Origin of the sequence: Microvirga aerilata, from assembly GCF_016743775.1 — a bacterium.
Taxonomy (GTDB): Bacteria; Pseudomonadota; Alphaproteobacteria; order Rhizobiales; family Beijerinckiaceae; genus Microvirga; species Microvirga aerilata.
In genome coordinates, this window is record NZ_JAEQMY010000005.1 from 83141 (window position 1) to 99169 (window position 16029).

Here is a 16029-nt window from a genome sequence, read left to right on the forward strand (position 1 = left end):
TGAAGGCGCCGGCCCGCTTGCCTGTACGCGACGGACAGGTCAGGCGGCCTTTGAGCTGGGAAACTGGACGACCTGGGCCGCTACAGGACTCTTCAAAGCCTGCAGGACCTCGAGAACCCGCATGGCGGCCGCCGGTTGAATGAAAACTGCATGTGCGGACGGCATATCGGCCGGACTGGCAGGGGAGATCAGCAGCGCTGGCCGGTCGGGGTGATGCTGATGGTATTCGTCCTCCAGGATCCATCCGCAGACGAGCCCTGGCAGGCTCACCTTGCTTACGAGCCAGTCGATCTCGTCTCCCTGCTGGCTCAAGAGCAGCAAGCCCCGCTCCCCGGTTGGTGCGACGATCACATCGAAGCCGCCTGTCTGAAGCAGCTGAGCGAGGAGCTCGCGGGTGACCGCGTCATCTTCGACGATAAGGACCGTGGCCTTTGATCGGGAATCCGTAAGCATCTTGGTTTCCCCAAATGATGCTCGATTTTCCGCCCGATCCGATTAATGCCGGCTTAATCGAACATGCCACTTTGAGGGATCATCCCAAATAGAGTTGGCGCCCGACGCAAAGGGAAGGCCTAGCCTTGCGATGCCGCCGCACCTCCTCGATCGATTCTTTGGCAACTGTCCATCGCAGGAGCGGGACGCGGCTGCTCCTGAAACATTCTTATAAACTCCGTGATGGAATAGGCGGGCAATCGCCTGCGTTTGCTGACCATGCGTCCTCAACAAGGAATCAAGGTCAAGCCTATGAACAACATCCAAACTCTGGAAGCCGCACAGGGCAGCGCTTCGTCTCCCGTCCAAGCAACCAGCCCCGGCCCATCTCTCCAGCGCGCGTCGATCATGTTTGTCGCCTCCGTGAGTTCATTCATCGGGGCAAGCCTTCTGCTCGCCAGCCTCTGACGGGCCTTGAACTGCAGAGCAGGATCTCTCCAGTCTCAGCCGCTTCCACCGAGCTTCCGCGAAGATGCGGAAGCTCGCATCTTGTTCGAGGCGGAGAATGAAGGACTGCAGGGAACCTCGGACGTGTGCGCTGGTTGGCCTGGCACGCTCCTTTGCAAGGTGAGGCCAAGCCGATGATCTGCCAATTCTGCCAGCAGGACGTAAGCGAGCCCTGTCATGACACCCAAGACATGCGCCGGCGCGCCATGAGCCATGTCGATCGCTGCGAGAAAGCCCTCAAGGACGATCTGAGCGATGGGATCAACCCAAGCGACGGTCAGAGCGCCGGGAGCATCTGAGGCTCAAGCTGCAAGGTTCGGACAGGGCCTGGGCTGCCGATGGGCGGCTCACCTACTCCCTGCCTTGCTCGCGGCGGGCCAGCGTTTCCACGAGCTCCGCCAAACGAGCCGGGAGGGACTCCTCGACCGGAGCATAGGTCTCCTGCAGGAGTTCTCCGAGCCTTTGAAGCTCGGGGGAGTCCAGTAATCGATTGGACGCGCTGTCGGCCGGGAGGGAAAACGTGGCTGCCGGGGCGTCAGTCGGGGGAAGACCTAACATTCAAGAGCTCTCGCTGTTGGCGCGGGTATGCCGCTGAATGCCCCTTCATTCTTGCCCCGTTCAGGGTCGCTGCTGTGCAAAGCAGCGGGATTTTGTGGCGAATGTGCGGTCAGGGTGGCAGGTCTCCTCTCTTTGCAACCTGATTGGGATCAAGATCCTAGAGACATCGGGTGGATCGGCCGTTGCCGCAACATCTCCATTCAGCCATGCACGAGAGAACACCCACCCAAACAGGAACCTCTTGGAACAGGCCTACGTTGGCCAGGAGCATCAGAGGTTCAGCCCATGAAGAAGATTGCACTCGCCGCCGCCGTCATGCTCTCGCTCGGCGTTGCCGCTGGCTCGGCCGAGGCTCAGAGCCGCCCCGGCGGTTGTCTCAAGTACGGTCTGGGCGGGGCTGTCGCCGGTCATTTCGCCGGCGGTCACCGGATAAAAGGCGCTCTCGCGGGCTGCGCCCTCGGCATTTATCAGCGCAGACAATACGAGCGCCAGGTTCGGGAGCAGAATGAAATCCGCAACAGGATTCCCGAGCGCCGGCGCGTGCCCAACCCGCAACCTAATGACACCTATGAGAATCGCGACAGGAGCGCCAACCGGGCTCCCCTGCCTCAGAGGCCCATGCCGCGTCAGGAGGGAACCAGCCCTTACGAGGACCTTGGCCTTGGTCGCGGTGGTCCCACCACCCGTGAGCAGGCCACGAGAGGCCAGGATCGCATCGGCAGTCAGACCGCCGGGCAGGGCGGTCATACATCCGGCGGGGCCTTCGCACGGGGGCAACAGGAGAGCCGTGACCGTGTCCAGAACCGGGAGTGGGTTCCCAATGCGGGACAGCTCAGGCGCGCGGATCCTGAGGCGACCGGCAGCTTCCCTCGTTCGAACGGGCAGATGTACTAGCTCGGCTTGAGGTCGTTCGATCCCGTGAGCCATTGCGCCGGCCAGCGGCGCCAAGGAGGCCCCTGCTGGGGCCTCGCTCCCGAGCGCGGCAAACGGTCTCAGCGTGGCTGGCGGGCGATGATCCAGACCGCATGCACGATTCCCGGAATGTAACCCAGGATCGTCAAAAGGATGTTGAGCCAGAACTGCCCGCCCAACCCGACCGTGAAGAACACGCCGACAGGGGGCAGCAGGATGGCAAGCAGGACGCGCAGAAGATTTCCCATGGCACCGCAGTCAGAGTTGAAACTGCCAAGGGAACGGCATTGCGACCATCCTGTTCCGGGCTCAGCCTTCAGGCAATCGTGACGCCGCCATCCACCACAATGGTCTGGCCGGTCATGAAGCGTGCCGCCGGGGAGGCCAGGAAGGCGGCCACGGGGCCGATCTCGTCGGGGGTTCCGATCCGGCGCAGGGGTGTCTGGCTGTTGCGCTGCTCCAGGGCCTCAGGGTTCTCCCAGAGGGCGCGGGCGAAATCCGTCCGGATCAGGCCCGGCGCGATGCAGTTGACCCGTACGTTCCTCGGGCCCCATTCCACCGCAAGGTTGCGGGCAAGCGCAAAGTCGGCGGCTTTCGAGATGCCGTAGCCGCCGATCACGCCCGTGCCTCTCAGCCCCGCGATCGACGAGATGATCACGACCGCGCCGTCGCCGCGCTCCGCCATGCCCGGGATGACGAGATTGCAGAGCCAGAGATTGCTCTTCACGTTGGATCCCATGATCTTGTCGAAGGCTTCGTCAGTTAACGAGCTCATGGGGCCGTAGACGGGATTGACGGCAGCGTTGCAGACCAGGATGTCCACGGGTCCGAAACGCTCCTGCGTGCCGGCCACCAGCGCCTCCACCTCGTCCTTGCGGGAGATGTTGCAGGGGATGGCGACCGCTTCACCGCCCCGTTGCCGAATGCCTTCCACCACCGGCTCGCAGGCCTCGATCTTGCGGCTCGATACAACCACCTTGGCCCCCAGGCCCGCCATGGTTTCCGCGATGGAGCGACCGATGCCGCGGCTCGATCCGGTGACGATGGCAACCTTGCCGGTGAGGTCGAACGGAGTTGTCATGCGGCAGGCCCTGTATTGTGCAGCCGGTCGGCGGCTTTGTATTTGGCCAATTCGATCTTGGCGACCGTCTCGCGATGCACTTCGTCCGGACCGTCCGCGAGCCTGAGCACACGGGCGCGGGCATAGGCGTAAGCCAAGTGGAAATCCTGGGACACGCCGCCTCCGCCGCAAACCTGGATGGCGCGGTCCACCACCTTCTGGGCCACGTTCGGGGCTACCACCTTGATCATGGCGATCTCGGCGCGGGCCGCCTTGTTGCCGACCTCGTCCATCATGCGCGCGGCCTGAAGCGTCAGCAGGCGAGCCTGATCGATCTCCATGCGCGATTCGGCGATCCAGTGGCGCGTCACGCCGTGGTCGGCCACCGGCCTGCCGAAGGTGCTGCGGGACAGGGCGCGCTTGCACAAGGTCTCGAGCGCCCGCTCGGCCAAGCCGATGGAGCGCATGCAGTGATGGATGCGCCCCGGCCCGAGGCGCCCTTGCGCGATCTCGAAGCCGCGGCCCTCGCCAAGCAGCATGTTGGAGGCCGGCACGCGCACGTTTTCGAACGCGACTTCCGCATGGCCATGAGGCGCATCGTCATAGCCGAAGACCGTGAGCGGGCGGATCACCTGTACGCCCGGCGTGTCCATCGGCACCAGGATCATCGATTGCTGCTGATGCTTCGGCGCGTCGGGATCGGTCTTGCCCATGACGATGGCGATCCTGCAGCGCGGGTCCATGGCGCCGGAGGTCCACCACTTGCGGCCGTTGATGACGTAATCGTCGCCGTCGCGGCGGATCTCGGTGCGGATGTTGGTGGCGTCGGACGAAGCGACGTCCGGCTCCGTCATGGCAAAGCAGGAGCGGATCTCGCCCTCCATCAGGGGCTTCAGCCAGCGCTGCTTGTGCTCGTCCGTGCCATACAGGATGAGGGTTTCCATATTGCCGGTATCGGGCGCCGAGCAGTTGAAGGGTTCCGCGCCGATGGGCGAGCGGCCCATGATCTCGCAGATCATGGCGTATTCCAGATTCGATAACGAATCCGGATAATGGCGCTTCGGCAGAAACAGATTCCACAACCCTTGAGCCTTGGCGCGCGCTTTCAGATCCTCCATCACGGACGGCACGCCCCAGCGGCTAGGCATGGCATTGAGCTGCTGCTCGAAGATCTCCTCCGCCGGATAAACGTGAGCTTCCATGAACTCCGCCACGCGGCTGCGGAGTTCTTCGGCGCGTTGGCTGATGGGAAACAGCATCGGGGTGCCCTCTCTAGGCTGCCATCAGGCCGCCGGCTTCGGCGAGTTTGGACAAATGATGATCGGCATCGCCGAACAGGATGTCGATCATGGTCACCCGCTTGAAGAGATGGCCCACCTTGTATTCCATGGTCATGCCGACGCCGCCATGGAGCTGAACCGCCTGCTGGCCGACGAAGCGGCCGGAGCGCCCGATCTGCACCTTCGCGGCCGAAATCGCCTTGCGGCGCTCCTCGGCATTCCGGTCCTGCGCCATCATGGCCGCGAACATCGCCATGCTTCGGCCCTGTTCGACGGCAATGAACACCTCGGAAGAGCGGTGCTGCAGCACCTGGAAAGATCCGATGGTGGTGTTGAACTGGCGGCGGGTCTTCAGGTAGTCCACCGTGAGCTTGAGCATCTCGTCCATGGCGCCGATGGCCTCCGCAGCCAGAGCCGCAATGGCCACATCGGTCACGCGCTCGATCACAGGCAAGGCACCTTCCGGGTTGCCGATGACGTTGTTCGCATCGACCCGCACACCTTCCAGCGTCACCTCCGCGGCGCGCTGGCCGTCCTGAGTCGGATAGCCACGTCGCGACAGGCCCGGAGCATTCGCATCGACCAGGAACAGGCCGATGCCGTCGCGGTCGCGGCGGGAGCCGGCAACACGCGCCGACACCAGGATCTTGTCCGCACTGTCGCCGTGCAGCACGACGCTCTTTTGACCGTCGAGAACGAAGCTGCCACCGTCGCGCCGCGCCGTCGTGCCGATATCGAAGAGATCGTAGCGCGATTGCCGCTCCGTGTGGGCGAAGGCGAGCCGCAGGTCGCCTGTGGCGACCTGCGGCAGATAGACGGCTTTCTGCTCGTCGCTGCCGCCGTGCTGGATCAGTCCGCCGCCAAGGATCACGGTTGCCAGATAGGGCTCGAGCGCAAGGGAGCGTCCGAAGGCCTCCATAATCGTCATGGTCTCCACCGGCCCGCCGCCGAAGCCCCCATGAGCCTCATCGAAGGGCAGGGCCAGGAGACCGAGTTCCGCATAGGCGCTCCACAGGTCCCGGCTCCAGCCTTCCGGCTCCTTTGCATAGCGCTGGCGGCTCTCGAAATCGTAGCGGTCCGCCATCAGGCGGTCGACGCTGTCCTTCAGGAGGCGCTGCTCTTCGCTGAGATCAAAGTCCATTGTCGCGTTCCCTTAAAACTCTTGTCACAGAGGTCAGAACCCCAGGATCGCCTTGGCGATAATGTTCTTCTGGATTTCGTTCGAGCCGCCATAGATCGAGATCTTGCGCCAGTTGAAGTATGTTGGCGCGATGGTGCTCGCCCAATCGGGTCCATCCGTGGGTTCGTTGCGTCCTTCCTCCTCCGGCTGATAGGGCAGGGCGAAGGGACCCACGACCTCCATCAGCAGCTCGGTGGTGGCCTGCTGGATCTCGGAGCCCTTGATCTTGAGGATCGAGGAGGCCGGATCGGGCTTGCCCTTCTCGCGCCTGCCCTCGGCGGCGACCACGCGCAGCTGCGTCATCTCGAGCGCCTTCAGCTCCACCTCGACGGCCGCGAGCTTCTCGCGAAAGCGCGGAATCTCGATCAGCGGAACGTCGCCTACGCGCTCCAGGCTCGCGAGCTCGCGCACGCGCTTCAGCCGCGCCTTCGAGATGCCGATGCGGGCGATGCCTACGCGCTCGTTGCCGAGCAGGAACTTGGCATAATCCCAGCCCTTGTTCTCCTGGCCCACGAGATTCTCGACCGGCACGCGCACATCGTCGAGGAACACCTCGTTGACCTCGTGGCCGCCGTCGATGGTCTGAATGGGACGCACCGTAATCCCCGGCGTCTTCATGTCGATGAGCAGGAACGAGATTCCCTCCTGCTTCTTCACGGCGGAGTCGGTGCGCGCGAGGCAGAAGATCCAGTCCGCATGCTGGGCCAGCGTGGTCCAGGTCTTCTGGCCGTTGACGATGTAATGATCGCCGTCCCGCTTGGCCGTGGTCTTCAGGGATGCGAGATCCGATCCGGCGCCGGGCTCCGAGAAGCCCTGGCACCACCAGTCGTCGAGATTGGCGATGCGGGGCAGGAAGCGGCGCTTCTGATCGTCGTTGCCGAAGGTGTAGATCACAGGACCCACCATGCTGACGCCGAAGGCGAGCGGTTCGGGGGCGGGCGCCTGCTGCAGCTCGTCGCGGAAGATGTACTGCTTGACCGGGCTCCAGCCGGTGCCGCCCCATTCCACGGGCCAGTGCGGCACCGCCCAGCCCTTGGCGTTGAGGATGCGGCTCCAGGTGACGAGGTCATCCTTGCTCGGATGATGGCCCTCAATCATCCTGCGGCGGATCGGGTCGGGGAGCGATGTGCGAAAGAATTCGCGAACCTCTTCGCGGAAGGCGAGCTCCTCATCGGTGAAGCGCAGATCCATGGCGGATGTCCTCTAGACGGAAAATCGAGTTGAGCAGATGAGAGTGGTCATGATGCGGCGCGCTCAGTCGTGCCGCGTTCGGCTTCGCGCAGCTCGACCTTGGACAGCTTGCCCACGGAGGTGCGGGGAAGAGCGTCGCGAATTTCGAGGGCCGCCGGCATTTCGTGCTTGCCGAGCTTGTCGGCGAGAAACGACTGCAGCTCGTCCAGGGTGAAGCCCGGCGCATCCGCTTTCAGCTTGACGAACACCTTGGCGGCCTCGCCGCGATAGGGATCGGGAATGCCCACAACGGCCGCCTCCTCCACCTGCGGATGCTCGTAGACGGCCTGCTCGATCACCTGCGGATACACGTTGAAGCCGCCGGAGATGATCATGTCCTTGCGGCGGTCGACGATGAAGAAATAGCCGTCCTCGTCCCTGTAGCCGATATCGCCGGTCAGGAATCCTTCCGGCGTGAAGGCCTCGGCGGTCTCCTTGGGCTTGTTCCAGTAGCCGCGGCTGACATTCTGCCCCCTGATGCGCAGCTCTCCGATCTCTTTGACGCCAAGAACGGTGCGTGGCTCCTCGAGGGACACGATGTCGAGCTCGACGCCCGGCATGGGAATGCCGATGGAGCCCGGTTTCGGCGGTCCCCGCAGCGGCAGGTTCGTGCCGGCAGGCGAGGTCTCGGTCATGCCCCAGCCGCCCAGAAGCCTCTGGCCCGTCAGGCGCCTGAAGCGCTCCGCCACCTCGATGGGAAGCGGCGCTGCGCCCGAGCTGCAATGGATCAGGGAGGAGAAGTCGCGCTTCTCGAGATCCGGGTAGTTGGCCAGCGCGATCCACATGGTGGGAACGCCCGGAAAAGCTGTGGCGCGCTTCGTCTCGATATCGCTCAGGGTCGTCTCGGGATCGAAGCGCAGGCGCAGCAGGATCTCGTTGCCGTTCCGGATCTGCCGCAGCAGGATCGTCGTCAGGGCATAGATGTGGAACAGCGGCAGGACGCAGATCACCTTCTGCTCGCCGGGACGCGTGTTCAGCTGCGGGCCGAACCAGGCCTCGTACATGGCAACTGCGGCCGTGAGATTGCCATGGGTAAGGATGGCTCCTTTCGGCGTGCCGGTGGTGCCGCCGGTATATTGCAGCAGAGCGATGTCGTCGGCCGTGATCGAAGGCCATCGCGGATGCGGATCCGCATCCCGCGTAAACGCTTCGAAGGAGGTCACATCCGGCCTGTCGGGGATCGGCATGACAGGGGCCGGCGAGGGGCCCCACACCGCATCCTCGCCGACGATCACCCGATCCACATGGCCGCCGTCGAGGAGCTTGAGGGCCATGGTCAGCATGGTGGCGAGGTTCGTCGTCACGAGAATGCGCGCGCCGCTGTCATGCAGCTTGTGCGCCAGCTCGCGCTCCGCATCGAGAGGACTCAGGTGAACGAGCCGGATGCCGGCCTTCGCGCCGCCGAAGAATGCGAAGGGATGGTAGGGCGTATTGGGCAGATAGAGAGCAAGAGCCCCGTCGGCGCCGATGCCCGTCGCCAGAAGGGCCGACGCCATGGCATCGGCTTGGCGGCCGATCTCCGAATAGCTGATGTGCCTGTCCCGGTATTCGATGGCGGGCCTGTCGCCATAGGCGCTGACAGCCTCGTCGAGAAGCTTCGGCAGGGTGGTCTGCCTGATAGGCGCGTCCCAGCGGACGCCCGGCGGATAGGAGCGCTCCCAGGGAAAGGTCTGACGGCTCATCGGCCCTCCGTTCCGTCGATGGTCACAACGATCTTGCCCATCGCCTTGCGGGCACTGAGCGCCGCGATGGCATCGCCTGCTCGGGCCAGGGGAACGCGCTCGGAGATAGCCGGCCTGATGGCGCCGCGCGCATAGAGGTCGAGAAGCTCGCGGATGTTGGCCGCATTGGCCGCAGGATCCCGCTTGGCGAAGGCGCCCCAGAACACGCCGACGATCTGGCAGGATTTCAGGAGCGGCAGGTTGAGCGGAAGCTTCGGAATGCCCGCCGGAAACCCGACCACGAGAAACCGCCCCTCCCAAGCAATGGCGCGCAGCGCCGCCTCGGAATAATCGCCGCCGACCGGATCGTAGATCACGTCGGCGCCGCTCGACCCGCACGCGGCCTTGAACTGCTCGGCCAGAGCTTTCGCGCCGTCCTTGTCCAAGGGGCCGGCGGGATAGACGATGCTTTCGTCGGCGCCGTGCTTTCTCGCAAGGGCCGCCTTCTCGTCCGACGAGGCGGCTGCAACGACCCGCGCCCCCATGGCTTTGCCGAGTTCGACGGCTGCGAGCCCGACGCCTCCGGCCGCGCCCAGAACCAGCAGAACCTCGCCGGCTTTCAGAGCGGCCCGGTCCTTGAGGGCGTGATAGGAGGTGCCATAGGTCATGATGAAGGCTGCCGCTTCGTCGAACGGCATCGCGTCCGGCATCGGGATGCAGCGCTCGGCGGGAAGGGCGAGCTTCTCGGCCATCCCGCCCCAGCCGCAGGAGCCGATCACCCGATCCCCTACCTTGAGGGAGGTCACGCCCTCGCCCAGAGCCTCGACAATTCCGGAGACCTCGCTGCCCGGCGCAAAGGGACGTTCGGGCCTGAACTGGTAGCGGTCCTCGATGATCAGCGCATCGGGATAGTTCACCCCGCATGCCCGTACGGCGAGCAGGATTTCGCCCGGCTTCGGGCGCGGCTCGGCCAGGGTTTCCAGCGCGAGCGTCTCCGGTCCGCCCGGCCGCCTGCTGAGTAGGGCCAGCATCCTTCGCTTCCTCCCGAGAAAGCGCATCGTTGTTGTTGGTGGGTAGGGTACTGCCGATGGTTTGATATGCAAGCCGATTTTTCGAAAAACATCAGGAAATGGAAATTTTCTTATATTTTCAAAGGTATTTGGGGTAGACAAAAACATACCGCTTTTGTCATTAATACACTCCAAAAAGGCGAAACCACGTGGCCTGGCCTGATTCAAGCCACCTCGAGAGCAGGAAGCCCCAAGGGCTCCCGACGGTCCAGGGAGGATCTCCAAATGCGTGAGGCTGTCATCGTTTCCACCGCGCGTACCCCGATCGGCAAGGCGTATCGCGGCGCGTTCAACAATACCCAGGCCCAGGCTCTCGGGGGTCATGCGATCGCCGAGGCCGTGAAGCGCGCCGGCATCGATCCCGGCGAGATCGGCGACGTGGTCATGGGCGCGGCCCTTCAGCAGGGTTCGACCGGCGGCAACGTCGCCCGCCAGTCCGCCCTGCGCGCCGGGTTGCCCACGGGCGTCGCCGGCATGAGCATGGACCGCCAATGCGCCTCTGGCCTCATGGCCATCGCGACGGCCGCCAAGGAGATCATGGTCGACGGCATCGACGTTGCGGTGGGCGGCGGGCTCGAATCGATCTCGCTCGTCCAGAACGAGCACGCCAACCGCTACCGCGGGCAGGATCCCGCGCTCGTGGAGCGCATTCCGGCGCTGTACATGTCCATGCTCGAAACGGCGGAGATCGTCGCCGACCGCTACGGCGTTTCCCGCGAGGCGCAGGACGAATATGCCCTCCAGTCGCAGCAGCGCACGGCGCAGGCCCAGTCGGAAGGGCGCTTCAAGGCCGAGATCGCCCCGATGACAACCAGCATGATCGTCGTCGACAAGGCGAGCGGCGCCGCCTCCGAGCGGGAGGTGACCCTCTCGCAGGACGAGGGCAATCGACCGCAGACCCGGCTCGAGGATCTGCAAGGCCTGAAGCCCGTCTTCAAGGATGGGCAGCAGGTGAGGGAAGGGCGTTTCATCACGGCAGGCAATGCCTCACAGCTCTCGGACGGAGCTTCGGCCTCCGTTCTGATGGAGGCGCGAGAAGCCGAGCGCCGCGGCCTCCAGCCGCTCGGGGCCTATCGCGGCATGGCGGTTGCCGGATGCAGCCCGGACGAGATGGGCATCGGTCCTGTCTTTGCCGTGCCGAAGCTGCTCAAGCAGCATGGCCTCACGGTGGACGACATCGACATCTGGGAGCTGAACGAAGCCTTCGCCTGCCAGGTGCTCTACTGCCGCGACAGGCTCGGCATCCCGAACGACAAGCTCAATGTGAGCGGCGGCGCGATTTCCATCGGCCATCCTTACGGCATGTCGGGAGCCCGCATGACGGGGCACATCCTTGTCGAGGGCAAGCGCCGGGGCGCCAAATACGGCGTCGTCACCATGTGCGTCGGCGGCGGCATGGGGGCTGCGGGTCTTTTCGAAATCTACTAAGACAACGCTTCGGCACGAAGCCGAGGATCTGGGATGGAGAACAGCATGGATACGGCGGCAGAAGCAGCTTCGAGAACCCGCATCAATCCTGTCGTCGAACTGGCGCGAGACGGCGAGGTCGCCGTGCTCACCGTCGATTCGCCTCCGGTAAACGCGCTCTCGGCTCAGGTCCGCGAAGGCCTCGTGGAAGGCATCCGGCAGACCGACGCCGATCCGGCCGTCAAGGCCGTGGTGCTGCACTGCGCGGGCCGTACCTTCTTCGCGGGCGCCGACATCAGCGAGTTCGGCAAGCCGCCGAAGCATCCGAACCTTCCCGAGGTGGTGGACATCATCGAAGCCTCCACGAAGCCGGTGATCGCCGCCCTTCACGGCACGGCCCTCGGCGGCGGACTGGAGACGGCGCTCGCCTGCCACTACCGGCTCGCCGTGCCCTCGGCCAAGTGCGGTTTTCCGGAGGTGAAGCTGGGACTTCTGCCGGGAGCCGGCGGCACGCAGCGCCTTCCGCGTCTGGTCGGTCCCGAGCGGGCGCTCGACCTCGTCACGTCCGGCAGCCAGATTTCTGCAAAAGCCGCGCAGGAAATGGGCATTGTCGACGAGCTTGTGGAGGAAGGCAGCCTGCCGGCGAGCGCGATTGCCTTCGCTCGCAAGGTCGTCGCGGAGAACCGCCCCTTGAAGAAGGTGCGCGATCTCGACGACAAGATCGAGGCGGCCCGCGGCAGGCCGGAGATCTTCGATGATTTCCGCAAGGCCAATGCCCGCAAGTTCCGCGGCTTCCAGGCGCCGGAATACAACATCCGCTGCGTCGAGGCCGCCGTGAACCTGCCCTTCGACGAGGGCATCAGGCTGGAGCGCCAGCTGTTTCAGGAGCTCGTGAGCGGCGAGCAATCCGCCGCCCAGCGGCACGTGTTCTTCGCGGAGCGCCAGGTCTGGAAGATCCCCGATATTTCCGACGACACGCCGACGCTGCCCGTCAAGAAGGTGGGCATCATCGGCGCCGGCACCATGGGTGGCGGCATCTCCATGAACTTCGCCAATGCCGGGCTGCCTGTCACCATCGTCGAGGCCAAGCCGGAGGCTCTGGAACGCGGCCTGTCGGTGATCCGGCGCAACTACGAGAGCACGGCCAAGAAGGGCCGCATGACGGCCGAGGACGTGGAGCGCCGCATGGAGCTCCTCACCGGCAGCCTCGATCTGTCCGCGCTAGCCGATTGCGACCTCATCATCGAGGCCGTGTTCGAGAACATGGCCATCAAGAAGGAAATCTTCACGAAGCTCGATGCCATCGCCAAGCCGGGCGCGATTCTCGCCACCAACACGTCCTATCTCAACGTGAACGAGATCGCCGCGATGACGAAGCGGCCCGAGCACGTGCTCGGCATGCACTTCTTCTCGCCGGCCAACGTCATGCGGCTTCTCGAGGTCGTGCGCGGTGAGAAGACCGACAAGCGGGTGATCGCCACCGCCATGCAGCTCGGCCGCAAGATCGGCAAGATCGCGGTGCTGGTGGGCGTCTGCCACGGCTTCGTGGGCAACCGGATGCTAGAGCCGCGCCAGCGCGAGGCCAACCGCCTGGTGCTGGAAGGCGCGATGCCATGGGACGTGGACCGCGTGCTCTACGATTTCGGCTTCCCCATGGGGCCCTTCGCCATGGCCGATCTCGCCGGCCTCGACATCGGTTGGTCGCGGGAGACCTCGAAGGGCGAGACGGTGCGGGAGATCCTCTGCGAGCAGGACCGGCGCGGCCAGAAGACGGGCGCGGGCTTCTACGATTATGACGAGAACCGCAAGGCGAAGCCGTCCGGGCTCGTGGAGCAGATCATCCTCGACCTCTCCGCCAAGAAGGGCATCACGCGGCGAGCGATCTCGGACCAGGAAATCCTGGAGCGCTGCGTGTATTCGATGGTGAACGAGGGTGCCAAGATCCTGGAAGAGGGCATCGCCATCCGTTCTTCAGACATCGATATCGTGTGGATCAACGGCTATGGCTGGCCCGTCTATCGCGGCGGCCCGATGTTCTATGGCGAGCAGGTGGGTCTGGCCAAGGTGCTCGAACGGCTCCGGGACTACGAGGCGAAGCTCGGGCCGGAGTTCAAGCCCTCCGCTCTGCTCGAGCGCCTCGCCTCCGAGGGCAGGGGCTTTCGGGAGCTCTAACGTCTGACACGGATCGCGCCCGGCATGAACGATGTGGTTCACCAACCGAGCCTCCGTACCCTCTCCGGTGCGCACCCCGGCGCGCCGGACTGGTTCGAGAAGGCTCTTGCGGACGCTCCCGAGCGCGGCTTCGTCGAGGCGGCAGGCGCCCGGATCGAAACCTTGACCTGGGGGGAGCGCGGAAAGCCCGGGCTCCTCTTCCTGCACGGCAACGGCGCGCATGCGGATTGGTGGAGCTTCATCGCGCCGTTCTTCGCAAAGCACTACCGGTGTGCCGCGCCGTCCTGGTCCGGCATGGGCGGCTCGGATCGCCGCGAGCGCTACTCCTTCGACCTCTTCCTCCAGGAGGCCATGACGGTTGCCGAGAAGACAGGTCTTTTCGCCGGCCCGGCAAAGCCCGTCTTCATCGGCCACTCCTTCGGAGGCTTCCCCATCCTCGAGGCCGCTGCGCGGCACGGCGAGCGCCTGGGCGGGGTCATCACGGTCGACACGCCGATTTTCTCGCCCGAACGGAGCCGGGAGCGCCGGAACAAGGGCGCCGCCTGGGAGATGCGCCCCCACAAGATCTATCCTACCCTTGAGGCGGCGCTGCAGCGCTTCCGCCTCGTTCCCGCGCAACCCTGCGAGAACCTCTTCATTGCGGATTTCATCGCCCGAACCTCGCTCGCTCAGGTTCAAACACCGGAAGGCTCAGGCTGGACCTGGCGCTTCGATCCGTTTCTCTGGCGCGACTACGAATGGGAAGATCCGGCGCCCGCCCTGTCCGCCCCAAAATGTCCCCTGTCCATCCTCCTGGGCGCCCGGTCGACGCTGATGCAGGCGGGCGATATCGAGCGCATGCGCCGCATCCCGCCGCCCGGCACGCCGATCGTCGAGATCCCGGAAGCCTACCACCATGTGCCGATCGATCAGCCGCTTGCCCTGGTTGCCGCGATCCGTGCCGTGCTGGCGGGCTGGGCCTCCGCTTCGGCCTCCGGGGTGAACACGCCCATGAACAGGGGCTTTGCGTAGAGGTCGGCTGCGGATACCGGGGTGATCCCGGGAACCCACCATTCCAGCTCGACGGCTGCGTTGATGATGCTGTCGACCATATGAGCGGCCACGGAGGGATCGAGCGGGCGGATCGACCCGTCGACCATACCGTCCACCACAAAGCTGCCGAAGCGCTGCGCCAGCCGGTCCATGGTGCGCTTCGTCTCGCCTCTCATGGCTTCAGGAAGAGCGCTGAAGGCGGAGATGCGCAGAAGGGGCCCCTGGTCGGAGAGCTGATAGCGAACGAGCTCGCTCGTCGCCGCGCAGAGATGGTCCCAGCCGGTCTCCCCATTGGCCTCGGCGGCCCGTTGAACCTGGCGCACGACCGCAAAGGTCCGCTCGAAGCAGGCTGCGATGAGGTCGTCCTTGTTGTCGTTGTGGTGATAGAACGAGCCCTTGGTCACATTGAGCCGGGCCGAGATCTTCTCGACGGAGGCGCCGCGATAGCCCTGCTCGTTGATCAGGATGGTGGCCGAGCGCAGGAAGGCCTCGGGAGAGACCTCCTCGGCCGACGGCCAAGTCATCTGCGGAAGCACGGTCGGACCCCAGCCGGATCGCGCCGCGGCGAGGCCTCCGATGAGAATGTCGCTCACCCTGTCGGCGACGCGCCGGTAATCCTCCGGCTCATAATGGTCGATCCAGTGCCGGACGCCGTGCATGACCGAGATGATCAGATGGGTCCGGGCGTTGCGGTGGGCGCGGGTCAGGAAAGGATCGCTGTCCAGCTCGAAAAGGCCGCGCAGATGCCGGAACATCTGGTTGTAGGTGCCGAACACCAGCTCCGCATGAGGAGAGGTCAGGGACCGCATGTCGCTGAAGCTCATGAGGGGAGGCTGGTCACCGGATGCGCTCTCCGCAAGCTTGTCGCAGTAGAGGTGCAGGATCGCACGCAGCCGATCCTCGGGAGCAGCCTCCTGGAGGGCTGCGGCAATCATCCCTTCCAGCACGTCGATGGAGCGCACGAGGCACGCGGTCGCGAGCTCCTCCTTTTTGCGGTAGTAATAGGTGACGCTGTTGGTGATGAGCCCGACGCTCTGCGCCACATCCGCCAAGGTGGTTCCCTTCAGGCCCTTCTGGTTGAACAGGCGCACCGCAGCATCGAGAATGGCTTGCCGCTTCTGCTCATAGCGCTTGGTCTGGCGCGGGAGGGCACTGGAAGAGGGCGTCATAACAATCTCGCGGCTCCTTGCCGGGGAGGCGGGTGCACAAGCCACCCATCGTTCAGCTCCTAGCATGATTTTAAGTCGAGCGCGATGCCGGGATCGCCACAGAATGACTGTACCGGTTATTCTAATATGCCGCAGCGACACAGTTCGAGACGTCAACGAAAGGCTTAAAAAACGGACTCAAGGATCCGTTGACGCCATATTTATATCGTGTCAGTCTTTTGCCCAATCACCGGTGGCGCCAATGCAGTGCCGCCGGCGGTACGGTCCATAAAAAAATCCGTACCGTTCATTCGAGAGGAAACGATCCGAGGATCTCGGTTGGTTCGATGTGAGGTGCCTGCGGCCGCAAGGCCAAGCCC

15 protein-coding genes are annotated in these 16029 nt (G+C 64.5%); 5 read left to right on the top strand and 10 right to left on the bottom strand.

All coding sequences use genetic code 11. The features are described from left to right. Positions 1–39: 39 nt before the first annotated feature. Positions 40–453 (bottom strand): response regulator, encoded by a 414-nt coding sequence (locus tag JKG68_RS05145; RefSeq protein ID WP_202056565.1) that lies wholly within the window; start codon positions 451–453, stop codon positions 40–42. A gap of 620 nt (positions 454–1073) precedes the next feature. Between JKG68_RS05145 and JKG68_RS05150 the strand changes: the two genes are divergently transcribed. Further along, positions 1074–1238: a hypothetical protein gene (locus JKG68_RS05150; RefSeq protein WP_202056567.1), complete on the top strand. Its 165-nt coding sequence runs from the start codon at positions 1074–1076 to the stop codon at positions 1236–1238. A gap of 52 nt (positions 1239–1290) precedes the next feature. Here the strand turns inward: JKG68_RS05150 and JKG68_RS05155 are convergent, their stop codons facing one another. Next, positions 1291–1497: a hypothetical protein gene (locus JKG68_RS05155; RefSeq protein ID WP_202056570.1), complete on the bottom strand. Its 207-nt coding sequence runs from the start codon at positions 1495–1497 to the stop codon at positions 1291–1293. A 285-nt stretch (positions 1498–1782) separates the two neighbouring features. On the opposite strand from JKG68_RS05155, the gene JKG68_RS05160 reads away from it, so the two are divergent. Then, positions 1783–2391, top strand: a complete 609-nt coding sequence (locus JKG68_RS05160) for a hypothetical protein (protein ID WP_202056572.1) — start codon at positions 1783–1785, stop codon at positions 2389–2391. A 98-nt stretch (positions 2392–2489) separates the two neighbouring features. Here JKG68_RS05160 and JKG68_RS05165 read toward each other — a convergent pair whose 3' ends face one another. From JKG68_RS05165 to JKG68_RS05195, 7 genes are all read right to left on the bottom strand, one after another. Beyond that, on the bottom strand, positions 2490–2657 hold the full coding sequence (locus JKG68_RS05165) for a YqaE/Pmp3 family membrane protein (RefSeq protein WP_202056574.1): 168 nt from the start codon (positions 2655–2657) through the stop codon (positions 2490–2492). A gap of 68 nt (positions 2658–2725) precedes the next feature. Then, the gene (locus tag JKG68_RS05170) at positions 2726–3490 is read right to left on the bottom strand and encodes an SDR family NAD(P)-dependent oxidoreductase (protein ID WP_202056576.1); all 765 of its coding nucleotides are present in this window, start codon (positions 3488–3490) and stop codon (positions 2726–2728) included. Further along, positions 3487–4728 (bottom strand): acyl-CoA dehydrogenase, encoded by a 1242-nt coding sequence (locus tag JKG68_RS05175; RefSeq protein ID WP_202056578.1) that lies wholly within the window; start codon positions 4726–4728, stop codon positions 3487–3489. Before JKG68_RS05175 ends, JKG68_RS05170 begins: the two co-directional genes overlap by 4 nt. A gap of 13 nt (positions 4729–4741) precedes the next feature. Further along, on the bottom strand, positions 4742–5890 hold the full coding sequence (locus JKG68_RS05180) for an acyl-CoA dehydrogenase family protein (RefSeq protein ID WP_202056581.1): 1149 nt from the start codon (positions 5888–5890) through the stop codon (positions 4742–4744). A 33-nt stretch (positions 5891–5923) separates the two neighbouring features. Next, positions 5924–7120 carry a pimeloyl-CoA dehydrogenase large subunit gene (gene pimC / locus JKG68_RS05185; RefSeq protein WP_202056584.1) on the bottom strand — a complete coding sequence of 399 codons (1197 nt, stop codon included), beginning with the start codon at positions 7118–7120 and terminating at the stop codon, positions 5924–5926. A gap of 47 nt (positions 7121–7167) precedes the next feature. Continuing rightward, on the bottom strand, positions 7168–8841 hold the full coding sequence (gene pimA / locus JKG68_RS05190) for a dicarboxylate--CoA ligase PimA (RefSeq protein ID WP_202056587.1): 1674 nt from the start codon (positions 8839–8841) through the stop codon (positions 7168–7170). Then, entirely contained in the window at positions 8838–9851 is a 1014-nt protein-coding gene (locus tag JKG68_RS05195; RefSeq protein ID WP_202056589.1) for an NADPH:quinone oxidoreductase family protein, read from the bottom strand. Before JKG68_RS05195 ends, pimA begins: the two co-directional genes overlap by 4 nt. Positions 9852–10115: 264 nt before the next feature. Between JKG68_RS05195 and JKG68_RS05200 the strand changes: the two genes are divergently transcribed. Genes JKG68_RS05200 through JKG68_RS05210 form a run of 3 tightly spaced genes read left to right on the top strand, consistent with a single transcriptional unit; the run spans position 10116 to position 14480 of the window. Further along, entirely contained in the window at positions 10116–11318 is a 1203-nt protein-coding gene (locus tag JKG68_RS05200; RefSeq protein ID WP_202056591.1) for an acetyl-CoA C-acyltransferase, read from the top strand. Positions 11319–11363: 45 nt separating this feature from the next. Then, positions 11364–13469, top strand: coding sequence for a 3-hydroxyacyl-CoA dehydrogenase NAD-binding domain-containing protein (locus JKG68_RS05205; RefSeq protein WP_202056592.1), 2106 nt, complete (start codon positions 11364–11366; stop codon positions 13467–13469). Between the two features lie 24 nt (positions 13470–13493). Continuing rightward, positions 13494–14480 (top strand): alpha/beta fold hydrolase, encoded by a 987-nt coding sequence (locus JKG68_RS05210; RefSeq protein ID WP_202056593.1) that lies wholly within the window; start codon positions 13494–13496, stop codon positions 14478–14480. On the opposite strand, the gene JKG68_RS05215 is transcribed toward JKG68_RS05210, so the two are convergent. Further along, complete coding sequence (locus tag JKG68_RS05215; RefSeq protein WP_246515104.1) at positions 14378–15670, bottom strand: TetR/AcrR family transcriptional regulator; 1293 nt, start codon at positions 15668–15670, stop codon at positions 14378–14380. The two genes, JKG68_RS05210 and JKG68_RS05215, sit on opposite strands and share 103 nt — an antisense overlap. Positions 15671–16029 lie beyond the last annotated feature (359 nt).

What these genes read in the sequence shown, in the direction of transcription:
- JKG68_RS05155 (WP_202056570.1), bottom strand. Translation starts at nt 1,497, where the DNA reads ATGTTAGGTCTTCCCCCGACTGACGCCCCGGCAGCCACGTTTTCCCTC.
- JKG68_RS05145 (WP_202056565.1), bottom strand. Translation starts at nt 453, where the DNA reads ATGCTTACGGATTCCCGATCAAAGGCCACGGTCCTTATCGTCGAAGAT.
- JKG68_RS05160 (WP_202056572.1), top strand. Translation starts at nt 1,783, where the DNA reads ATGAAGAAGATTGCACTCGCCGCCGCCGTCATGCTCTCGCTCGGCGTT.
- JKG68_RS05195 (WP_202056589.1), bottom strand. Translation starts at nt 9,851, where the DNA reads ATGCTGGCCCTACTCAGCAGGCGGCCGGGCGGACCGGAGACGCTCGCG.
- JKG68_RS05180 (WP_202056581.1), bottom strand. Translation starts at nt 5,890, where the DNA reads ATGGACTTTGATCTCAGCGAAGAGCAGCGCCTCCTGAAGGACAGCGTC.
- pimA (WP_202056587.1), bottom strand. Translation starts at nt 8,841, where the DNA reads ATGAGCCGTCAGACCTTTCCCTGGGAGCGCTCCTATCCGCCGGGCGTC.
- JKG68_RS05150 (WP_202056567.1), top strand. Translation starts at nt 1,074, where the DNA reads ATGATCTGCCAATTCTGCCAGCAGGACGTAAGCGAGCCCTGTCATGAC.
- JKG68_RS05205 (WP_202056592.1), top strand. Translation starts at nt 11,364, where the DNA reads ATGGATACGGCGGCAGAAGCAGCTTCGAGAACCCGCATCAATCCTGTC.
- JKG68_RS05215 (WP_246515104.1), bottom strand. Translation starts at nt 15,670, where the DNA reads ATGACGCCCTCTTCCAGTGCCCTCCCGCGCCAGACCAAGCGCTATGAG.
- JKG68_RS05200 (WP_202056591.1), top strand. Translation starts at nt 10,116, where the DNA reads ATGCGTGAGGCTGTCATCGTTTCCACCGCGCGTACCCCGATCGGCAAG.
- JKG68_RS05210 (WP_202056593.1), top strand. Translation starts at nt 13,494, where the DNA reads ATGAACGATGTGGTTCACCAACCGAGCCTCCGTACCCTCTCCGGTGCG.
- JKG68_RS05170 (WP_202056576.1), bottom strand. Translation starts at nt 3,490, where the DNA reads ATGACAACTCCGTTCGACCTCACCGGCAAGGTTGCCATCGTCACCGGA.
- pimC (WP_202056584.1), bottom strand. Translation starts at nt 7,120, where the DNA reads ATGGATCTGCGCTTCACCGATGAGGAGCTCGCCTTCCGCGAAGAGGTT.
- JKG68_RS05175 (WP_202056578.1), bottom strand. Translation starts at nt 4,728, where the DNA reads ATGCTGTTTCCCATCAGCCAACGCGCCGAAGAACTCCGCAGCCGCGTG.
- JKG68_RS05165 (WP_202056574.1), bottom strand. Translation starts at nt 2,657, where the DNA reads ATGGGAAATCTTCTGCGCGTCCTGCTTGCCATCCTGCTGCCCCCTGTC.